Source organism: Streptomyces sp. NPDC086080, from assembly GCF_044540255.1.
GTDB lineage: Bacteria > Actinomycetota > Actinomycetes > Streptomycetales > Streptomycetaceae > Streptomyces.
The window spans coordinates 33,619-43,676 of record NZ_JBITRU010000004.1; the positions used below are offsets into that span (position 1 = coordinate 33,619).

Sequence of the window (10,058 nt, forward strand, 5' to 3'; positions counted from 1 at the left end):
TCGTGGAGAACCTGATTGCGCTGCTGGTGGCGGCGCCCCTGCTCGGAGCGGTGGTCCTGCTGTGCGGCGGACGCCGGCTGGACGCCGTCGGCCACTGGATCGGCACGCTGCTCGCGGCCGTCTCCTTCGCGCTCGGACTGGTGCTGTTCACCGACCTGCTCGGCAAGGGCGCCGCCGAACGCACCGTCACACAGCATCTGTTCAGCTGGATCCCGGTGGAGGGTTTCCAGGCCGACGTCGCCTTCCGGCTCGACCAGCTGTCGATGACGTTCGTCCTGCTGATCACCGGCGTCGGCTCACTGATCCATCTGTACTCCGTCGGGTACATGGAGCACGACGAGCGGCGCCGCCGCTTCTTCGGCTACCTGAACCTGTTCCTCGCGGCGATGCTCATTCTCGTGCTCGCCGACAACTACCTGCTGCTGTACGTCGGCTGGGAGGGCGTCGGTCTCGCCTCCTATCTGCTGATCGGCTTCTGGCAGCACAAGCCCAGCGCCGCCACGGCGGCGAAGAAGGCCTTCCTGGTCAACCGTGTCGGCGACATGGGCCTGTCCATCGCGATCATGCTGATGTTCCTGTGGTTCGGCACCTTCGCCTTCGGGCCGGTGCTCGGCGGCCACGGGGAGGCCGGTCTCGCGGGCGGGGCCGGCGAGGGCAAGCTCACCGCCATCGCGCTGATGCTGCTGCTCGCCGCCTGCGGCAAGTCCGCCCAGGTGCCGCTGCAGTCCTGGCTCGGGGACGCGATGGAGGGCCCGACCCCCGTCTCCGCCCTGATCCACGCCGCGACCATGGTGACGGCGGGCGTCTATCTGATCGTCCGCTCGGGGGCCATCTTCAACGGCGCTCCGGACGCACAACTGGTCGTCGCCATCGTCGGCGCGGTCACGCTGCTGTTCGGTGCGATCGTCGGTTGCGCGAAGGACGACATCAAGAAGGCACTCGCCGGCTCGACCATGTCGCAGATCGGCTACATGGTGCTGGCCGCGGGCCTCGGCCCGATCGGCTACGTCTTCGCGATCATGCACCTGGTGACGCACGGCTTCTTCAAGGCCGGGCTGTTCCTCGGCGCCGGTTCGGTCATGCACGGCATGAACGACGAGGTCGACATGCGCCGCTACGGCGGACTGCGGACGTACATGCCGGTCACCTTCGTCACCTTCGGCCTCGGCTATCTCGCGATCATCGGCTTCCCGGGACTGTCCGGCTTCTTCTCCAAGGACATGATCATCGAGGCGGCGTTCGCCAAGGGCGGCACCCAGGGCTGGATCTTCGGCGCCTGTGCCCTGCTGGGCGCGGCCATCACCGCGTACTACATGACCCGCGTGATGCTGATGACGTTCTTCGGGGAGGAGCGCTGGCGCAACGCGCCGACGCCGTCCCCGGCCGAGCCGGACGTGGAACCGGCCGCCGCGACCCGCGGCGCGTACGAGCCGCCGCACCCGCACGAGTCGCCGAAGAGCATGACGATCCCGATGATCGTGCTCGCCTTCGGTTCGGTCTTCGCCGGTGGGATCTTCAGCATCGGTGACCGCTTCGTGCACTGGCTGGAGCCCATCACCGGCCACGACCACGGTCACGCGCCGATCAGTGCCATGACGGTGACCGCCGCCACGGTCGCGGTGATGGTGATCGGTGTGGCGATCGCCTGGGCCCAGTACGGGCGCCGTCCGGTGCCGGCCGTCGCCCCGCGCGGGTCGCTGCTCACCCGGGCCGCCCGGCGCGATCTGCTCCAGGACGACTTCAACCATGTGGTGCTGGTCCGCGGCGGCGAGCACCTCACCCGATCGCTGGTGTACGTCGACCACACCCTGGTCGACGGGGTGGTCAATGGCACGGCGGCCTCCATGGGCGGCCTGTCCGGGCGGATGCGCAGGCTGCAGAACGGCTTCGTGCGGTCCTACGCGGTCTCCATGTTCGGCGGCGCGGCGGTCCTCGTCGCCGCGACCCTGCTGATGAGGGCGGTCTGAGATGTCCTTTCCTCTGCTGACGGCGACGGCGGCCCTCCCGGCCATCGGGGCGATCGCCACGGCCGCCGTACCGGCCGCGAGGCGCACGGCGGCCAAGTGGCTGGCCCTGCTGTTCTCGCTCGCCACGCTCGCCTCGGCGATCGTCGTCCTGGTGCGGTTCGACCCGGGCGGTGACCGCTACCAGCTCACCGAGTCCCACGCCTGGATCGCGGACTTCGGCGTCCGGTACGAGCTGGGTGTGGACGGCATCGCGGTGGCGCTGATCGCGCTGACCGCCCTGCTGATCCCCTTCATCGTCCTGGCGGGCTGGCACGACGCCGACCCGCTGGAGACGGGACACAAGAGGTGGCGGCCGACCCAGGGCTTCTTCGCCCTGATCCTCGCCGTCGAGGCGATGGTGATCCTCTCTTTCGAGGCCACCGACGTCTTCCTCTTCTACATCTTCTTCGAAGCCATGCTGATCCCGCTGTACTTCCTCATCGGCGGCTTCGGGGACCGTGCCCACGAGCACGGCGAGGAGAAGGCGGCGACGCAGCGGTCGTACGCGGCCGTGAAGTTCCTGCTCTACAACCTGGCCGGCGGTCTGGTCATGCTGGCCGCGGTGATCGGGCTGTACGTGGTCGCCGGGAACTTCTCGCTCACCGAGATCGCCCAGGCGCGGGCCGACGGCTCGCTGGAGATGGCGACCAGCACCGAGCGCTGGCTGTTCCTCGGCTTCTTCTTCGCCTTCGCCGTGAAGGCGCCGCTGTGGCCGCTGCACACCTGGCTGCCCAACGCCATGCAGGAGTCCACCGCCCCGGTGGCCGTGCTGATCACGGCGGTCGTCGACAAGGTGGGCACCTTCGCGATGCTCCGCTTCTGCCTCGGGCTGTTCCCGGAGGCCAGCAAGTGGGCGACGCCGGTCGTCCTCGTCCTGGCGGTCGTCAGCATCATCTACGGTGCGCTGCTCGCGGTCGGCCAGCGCGACATCAAGCGGCTGATCGCGTACGCGTCGATCTCGCACTTCGGCTTCATCATCATGGGCATCTTCGCCATGACCAGCCAGGGCCAGTCCGGCGCGACGCTGTACATGGTCAACCACGGCATCTCGACGGCCGTGCTGATGCTGATCGCCGGATTCCTGATCTCGCGGCGCGGTTCGCGGCTGATCGCCGACTACGGCGGTGTGCAGAAGGTCGCCCCGGTACTCGCCGGGACGTTCCTGATCGGCGGCCTCGCGACCCTCTCGCTGCCGGGGCTCGCGCCCTTCGTCAGTGAGTTCCTGGTCCTGGTCGGCACGTTCACCCGCTATCCGGTGATCGGGATCGTCGCCACCTTCGGCATCGTCCTCGCCGCGCTCTACGTTCTCGTCCTCTACCAGCGGACGATGACCGGCCCGGTGAGGCCCGAGGTGGCGAAGATGCCCGACCTGCGGGTGCGCGAGATCGCGGTGGTGGCGCCGCTGGTCGTGCTCCTCGTCTTCCTGGGCGTCTATCCGAAGCCCGTCACGGACATCGTGAACCCGGCGGTGAGGCAGACCATGTCCGACGTCGATATGAAGGACCCCCAGCCCGAGGTGGAGGCGGCCAAGTGAGCGCGACAACAGCCGTCCACAGCCTGTGGACAACGGCGGCCGCGATCGACCCGATCTCGAAGATCGACGCGCCGAAGATCGAATACGGACAGCTCGCCCCCATTCTGATCGTCGTCGGCGCGGCGGTGGTCGGGATCACGGTCGAGGCGTTCGTCCCGCGGAAATCCCGCTACTACGCACAACTGTTCGTCTCCGTGGTCGCGCTCGCCGCCGCGTTCGCCGCGGTCGTGGCACTCGCCGCGAACGGCTACGCCACGACCAAGGCGGGCATCGCGGCGATGGGCGCCATCGCTGTCGACGGACCGGCCCTGTTCCTCCAGGGCACCATCCTGCTGACGGCCCTGGTGGGCCTGTTCACCTTCGCCGAACGCCGGCTCGACCCGGAGGCACACGGCAACCGTGTCGACTCCTTCGCCGCGCAGGCCGCGGCGGTGCCGGGCAGCGACAGCGAGAAGAAGGCGGTCAAGGCCGGGTTCACCACCACCGAGGTGTACCCGCTGCTGCTCTTCGCGGTCGCCGGCATGCTGGTCTTCCCGGCGGCCAACGACCTGCTGACGCTGTTCGTGGCGCTGGAGGTTCTCTCGCTCCCGCTGTACCTGATGTGCGCGCTGGCCCGCCGCAAGCGGCTGATGTCGCAGGAGGCGGCGGTCAAGTACTTCCTCCTCGGCGCGTTCGCCTCGGCGTTCATGCTGTTCGGCATCGCCCTGCTGTACGGCTACGCGGGCTCGATGTCGTACGCGGCGATCACGCAGGTCGTCGAGGGCACCGTGACCGAGGTCACCCCGGCGCTCGCCGGCACCATGGGCAACGACGCGCTGCTGCTGATCGGTGCCGCGCTGGTGGTCATGGGCCTGCTGTTCAAGGTCGGCGCCGTGCCCTTCCACATGTGGACGCCCGATGTGTACCAGGGCGCACCGACCCCGGTGACGGGCTTCATGGCGGCGGCGACCAAGGTGGCGGCGTTCGGCGCGCTGCTGCGGATCCTGTACGTCGTGCTGCCGGGCCTGCGCTGGGACTGGCGGCCGGTCATGTGGGGCGTCGCCATCGTCACCATGGTGGTCGGTGCGATCGTCGCCATCACGCAGACCGACATCAAGCGGCTGCTGGCGTACTCGGCGATCTCGCACGCGGGCTTCATCCTCGCGGGTGTCATCGCGGCCACTCCGTCGGGCATCTCCTCGGTGCTGTTCTACCTGGCGGCGTACTCGTTTGTGACGATCGGCGCGTTCGCGGTGGTCACGCTGGTCCGGGACGCCGGCGGTGAGGCGACGCACCTGTCCAAGTGGGCGGGGCTCGGCCGTCGCTCCCCGCTGGTGGCGGCGGTGTTCGCGGTGTTCCTGCTGGCCTTCGCGGGCATCCCGCTGACCTCCGGGTTCACCGGGAAGTTCGCCGTGTTCAAGGCGGCGGCGGAGGGCGGGGCGGTGCCGCTGGTCGTGGTCGGTGTGATCGCGTCGGCCATCGCGGCGTTCTTCTACATCCGCGTCATCGTCCTGATGTTCTTCAGCGAGCCGCGCCCCGAGGGCCCGACCGTCGCGGTGCCGTCACCGCTGACGATGACGGCGATCGGGGTCGGTGTGGCGGTCACGGTGGTGCTCGGTGTGGCACCGCAGTACTTCCTGGAGCTCGCGGGAGACGCGGGAGTGTTCGTGCGCTGACACCCCGCCCCGGCGGGCGAGAGAGCGGCCCGGTACCCCGTGGGCGGGGTGCCGGGCCGCTCTCTGTTTCCCGCGGGCCTGTGGATAACCCCGGGGCTGTCGGTGCGGGCGCCTATCGTGGACGCAGTGGTCGAGGGACGACGTACGGGGGACGGGACGATGCAGGGGACGGGCGGTGCCGCCGGGATGGCCGAGATGGCAGTGACGGATGGTGAGGCGCTGGCGGCGCTGCACCGGGTGTTCGGGTACGAGGCGTTCCGCGGTGAGCAGGAAGCGGTCGTCGAGCATGTGATCGCCGGCGGCGACGCCGTCGTGCTCATGCCGACAGGCGGCGGAAAGTCGCTGTGCTACCAGATTCCGTCCCTGGTCAGACCGGGTACGGGGGTCGTCGTCTCCCCGCTGATCGCCCTGATGCAGGACCAGGTGGACGCGCTCCGGGCGCTGGGCGTGCGCGCCGGGTTCATGAACTCCACGCAGGACTTCGACGAGCGGCGGACCGTCGAGGCGGAGTTCCTCGCCGGCGAGCTGGACCTGCTGTACCTCGCGCCGGAGCGGCTGCGGATGGAGAGCAGCCTGGATCTGCTCTCACGCGGCAAGATCTCCGTCTTCGCCATCGACGAGGCCCACTGTGTGTCCCAGTGGGGACATGACTTCCGGCCGGACTACCTCAGCCTGTCCCTGCTGGGTCAGCGGTGGCCCGAGGTGCCCCGTCTGGCGCTCACGGCGACCGCCACGGACGCCACGCACCGGGAGATCACCGAGCGGCTGGGGATGCCGGAGGCCCGGCATTTCGTGGCCAGCTTCGACCGGCCCAACATCCAGTACCGGATCGTGCCCAAGGCCGACCCCCGCAAGCAGCTGCTGAACTTCCTGCGCGAGGAGCACGCGGGGGACGCGGGCATCGTGTACTGCCTCTCACGCAACTCCGTGGACAAGACCGCGGAGTTCCTCTCGCGCAACGGTATCGAGGCGGTGCCGTACCACGCCGGGCTCGACGCGGGGACGCGCGCCGCGCATCAGGCGCGGTTCCTGCGCGAGGAGGGGCTGGTCGTGGTGGCGACCATCGCCTTCGGCATGGGCATCGACAAGCCGGACGTCCGGTTCGTCGCCCACCTCGACCTGCCCAAGTCGGTCGAGGGCTACTACCAGGAGACCGGACGCGCGGGGCGTGACGGACTGCCGTCGACGGCCTGGATGGCGTACGGCCTGAACGACGTCATACAGCAGCGCAAGCTGATCCAGTCCGGGGAGGGCGACGAGGCGTTCCGGCGGCGGGCGAATCAGCATCTGGACGCGATGCTGGCGCTGTGCGAGACGGTCCGGTGCCGGCGCGGGCAGCTGCTCGCCTACTTCGGTCAGGAGCCGGACCCGGCGGGCTGCGGCAACTGCGACACCTGTCTCACCCCGCCGGAGACCTGGGACGGGACGGTCGCGGCACAGAAGGTGCTGTCGACGGTGGTGCGGTTGCAGCGTGAGCGCGGGCAGAAGTTCGGTGCGGTGCAGATCGTGGACATCCTGCTGGGGCGGCGCACCGCCAAGGTCATCCAGTTCGATCACGACCAGTTGTCGGTGTTCGGCATCGGTGAGGAGCTGAGCGAGGCCGAGTGGCGGGGCGTCGTCCGGCAGCTGCTCGCCCAGGGACTGCTCGCGGTCGAGGGGGAGTACGGCACGCTGGTGCTGACCGAGGCGAGTGGGGCGGTGCTGCGGCGGGAGCGGGAGGTGCCGCTGCGGAAGGAGCCGGAGAAGCCGGTCACCTCGCGGTCGGCTCCGGGGCGGGGGGAGCGCAAGGCCAAGGCCGCCGCTGTCGAGCTGCCCGAAGAGCTCCGGCCCGCGTTCGAGGCGCTGCGTTCCTGGCGCGGCGAGCAGGCCCGCGAGCAGGGCGTCCCGGCGTACGTCATCTTCCACGACGCCACACTCCGGGAGATCGCCACCGTGTGGCCCACGTCGGTGGGCGAGCTCGGGGGGATCAGCGGGGTGGGGGAGAAGAAGCTGGCGACCTACGGGGAGGGTGTGGTGGCCGTGCTGGCCGGGTTGACGGCGCCGGGGGACGCCGGTGCCGGTACCGGGTCCGAGGACCCCGGTGGCCCGGACGACTGGCCCGAGGAGGAGCCGGAGCCCGACTGGACGTAGGCGGCCGCGTGGTGGGGCTGGGACCCCCATGAGCGGGGGACCCCCCCCATGAGCGTGGGGACCCCCCATGAGCGTGGGGACCCCGATCGCCGTGGGGTACCTCCCGGGCCCCTTGAGGTACTGGGGGAGGCACGGCGGCCCGCCATGACGTCATGGCAGTGCGGTCAGGCCCGGGGCGAACGTGATCAGCAGCGGGACCAGCGGTACCAGCGCCGCCGCGGCGGTCGCCAGGGCCCGGTGGCGGCGGCCGAGGCGGGGCGGGGGCTCCAGAAGGCGGTCGACGCGCTCCCCCAGCAGGCGGTGGCTGGAGGCGCAGGACAGTACGCCGCGGTGCCGGTTGAGCTCGATCAGCGCCAGGGCGGTGGTCAGATGGCCGCAGTGCCGGGAGGCCGTGTCGTCGGCCGACAGTTCGACCAGACGGTGGGTCTGGTCGCAGAAGTGGGCGAACAGCGGGATCCGCGGGAAACCGGTGGCCAGGGCCGTGGAGAGGTGCAGCAGCCAGTCGTGGCGGGCGCGGGCGTGGCCGCGCTCGTGGGTGAGGACGGCGTCGAGCTGGCGGTCGGTGAGGCGCCGCAGGGCGCCGGTGGTGACGATCAGCCGGGGCGGACTGCCGGGCATCCACCAGGCGTCGGGGTACGCGTCCTCCAGCACCAGCAGGGGACCGCGGGCGGCCGGGAGGCCGGCCGGCAGATCGGGGGCGCGCTCCCGCAGATGCTCCCGGGACCGGGCCCGACGGCGGCGGGTCTCGACCAGCTCGCGTCCGAGCACGGCCGCCGTCCAGGCCGCCCCGCAGGCGAGCAGCACGGTGAGGACGACCGTCCAGGGCGAGGCGGCGGACAGGTCGTAGGCCGCGGTCACGGCGGGCGGGGCCGGGGCGAACAGCTGGGCGCGGACGGTGCCGAAGACGGCGGCCGCGCTCAGCGCGAGAGCCGTCAGGCAGCACAGCAGAACGGTGGCGACCAGGCACTGCCACACCCACAGCCCGACCACCGGCTCCCGCTCCGGCCAGGCCGCCCGGGTCAGAGCCCGGGGGACGGGCACGGCGGCCGTCACGGCGACCACGCTCAGCAGCAGCAGGCAGAGGGTCATGCCACGGGCTCCGGGTCCTGTCGGAAGGGGCGGCTCGGGGGCGTGCGGGTCGTGCCGGGGTGCGGGTGAGGAGGGTCGCGCGGGCGCGGAACGCACACACCGCCCGACGCCGATTATGACGGCGAAGGGCGGTGCGGGTCAGGGGTCGTCGGAGATCGGACAGGGCCCAAGGGGTCAGAGAGCGGGGACCACCCGTCCCGTGACCTCGCCGAGGCCCACGCGTACCCCGTCCGGGCCCGGCGCCCAGGCGGACAGCGTCACCACGTCGCCGTCCTCGAGGAACGTCCGCTTGCCGTCCGGGAGTTCGAGGGGGTCGCGGCCGTTCCAGGTCAGTTCAAGCAGCGAGCCGCGTTCCCGTTCGGCGGGGCCGCTCACCGTGCCGGAGCCGTACAGGTCGCCGGTGCGCAGGGAGGCACCGTTGACGGTCATGTGGGCGAGCTGCTGGGCGGCGGTCCAGTACATGGTGGAGAAGGGGGGTTCGGAGACCACGTTGCCGTTGACGGTGACGGTGATCCGAAGGTCGTAGCCGCCGGGTTCCTCGCCGGAGTCGTCCAGGTAGGGCAGCAGGGCGTGGGTGCGCTCCGGCGGCGCCACGCGGGCCTCCTCCAGGGCGTCCAGCGGGGTGATCCAGGCCGACACCGAGGTGGTGAAGGACTTGCCGAGGAACGGGCCGAGGGGGACGTACTCCCAGGCCTGGACGTCGCGCGCGGACCAGTCGTTGAGGAGACAGAGGCCGAAGACGTGGTCGCGGTAGTCGCCGAGCGCCACCGGCCGGCCCCTCTCGGACGGAGCCCCGACCACGAAACCGACCTCCGCCTCGATGTCCAGCCGGACGGACGGCCCGAAGACGGGGGTGGCGTCGGTGGGCGCCTTGCGCTGGCCGGAGGGGCGGACGACGTCGGTGCCGGACACCACGACCGTGCCGGACCGGCCGTGATAGCCGATCGGCAGGTGCTTCCAGTTGGGGGTGAGGGAGTCGGCGGCGTCGGGGCGGAAGATCCGGCCGACGTTCCGGGCGTGGTTCTCGGAGGCGTAGAAGTCGACGTAGTCGGCGACCTCGAAGGGGAGGTGCAGCGTCACCTCGGACAGCGGGTGGAACAGCGGCTCGACGGTGTCCCGGTGCGCGGGGACGGTCACCCAGGCCGTGAGCGCGCGCCGCACGTCCGACCAGGCCGTACGGCCGGCCGCCAGCAGCGGGTTCAGGGTCGGGCGGGCGAGCAGGGAAGCGTAGGGAGAGCCGAGGGCGTGCGCCGCCGCGCCGGCGTCGAGGACATGGTCGCCGAGCCGGACACCGACGGTCCGCTCCGACGAGCCGGGGGGCGAGAACACGCCGTACGGCAGGTTGTGCGGGCCGAAGGGGTCGCCCTCGGGGACATCGAAGGGGGGCATCGGGTGCTGCCTCGCTTTCGTGTGCGCAGGTGCTCCACGTGTCCGTGGCCGTGCCACACGTTACGGGTGCCGCGGCGGTCTTGTGCAGAGCGGGAGTGGTGGTGCGGCGGTGGACCGGGCTCGCGGGCGTGGAGCACGCGGTCCCAAGGGCGGCATGTGCCGCTTCCCTCCGCGTACCGGAGGTTATCCACAGGAGGGGAGGCAATCTTGACGGAGCGGTGCGAACGGGGCGACTCTGGGCGGGTGCCGGAAGGC

General features: G+C 70.9%; 6 protein-coding genes. 4 read left to right on the forward strand and 2 right to left on the reverse strand.

From position 1 onward, the window contains the following. Positions 1-2 precede the first annotated feature (2 nt). The 4 genes from nuoL to recQ all read left to right on the forward strand — a co-directional run bounded on the left by nuoL (position 3) and on the right by recQ (position 7,325). A complete protein-coding gene (gene nuoL / locus ACIF9R_RS06160; protein ID WP_399975039.1) occupies positions 3-1,967 on the forward strand; it encodes an NADH-quinone oxidoreductase subunit L in 1,965 nt (654 codons plus the stop codon). Between the two features lies 1 nt (position 1,968). Then, on the forward strand, positions 1,969-3,540 hold the full coding sequence (locus tag ACIF9R_RS06165; RefSeq protein ID WP_399975042.1) for an NADH-quinone oxidoreductase subunit M: 1,572 nt from the start codon (positions 1,969-1,971) through the stop codon (positions 3,538-3,540). Then, positions 3,537-5,195, forward strand: coding sequence for an NADH-quinone oxidoreductase subunit NuoN (nuoN, locus tag ACIF9R_RS06170; RefSeq protein ID WP_399975045.1), 1,659 nt, complete (start codon positions 3,537-3,539; stop codon positions 5,193-5,195). Before ACIF9R_RS06165 ends, nuoN begins: the two co-directional genes overlap by 4 nt. A gap of 159 nt (positions 5,196-5,354) precedes the next feature. Beyond that, a complete protein-coding gene (gene recQ / locus ACIF9R_RS06175; protein WP_399975725.1) occupies positions 5,355-7,325 on the forward strand; it encodes a DNA helicase RecQ in 1,971 nt (656 codons plus the stop codon). Positions 7,326-7,475: 150 nt separating this feature from the next. Here recQ and ACIF9R_RS06180 read toward each other — a convergent pair whose 3' ends face one another. Next, complete coding sequence (locus ACIF9R_RS06180; protein ID WP_399975047.1) at positions 7,476-8,414, reverse strand: M56 family metallopeptidase; 939 nt, start codon at positions 8,412-8,414, stop codon at positions 7,476-7,478. 174 nt (positions 8,415-8,588) lie between these two features. Beyond that, the gene (gene fahA, locus ACIF9R_RS06185; protein ID WP_399975050.1) at positions 8,589-9,803 is read right to left on the reverse strand and encodes a fumarylacetoacetase; all 1,215 of its coding nucleotides are present in this window, start codon (positions 9,801-9,803) and stop codon (positions 8,589-8,591) included. Positions 9,804-10,058: the final 255 nt, after the last annotated feature.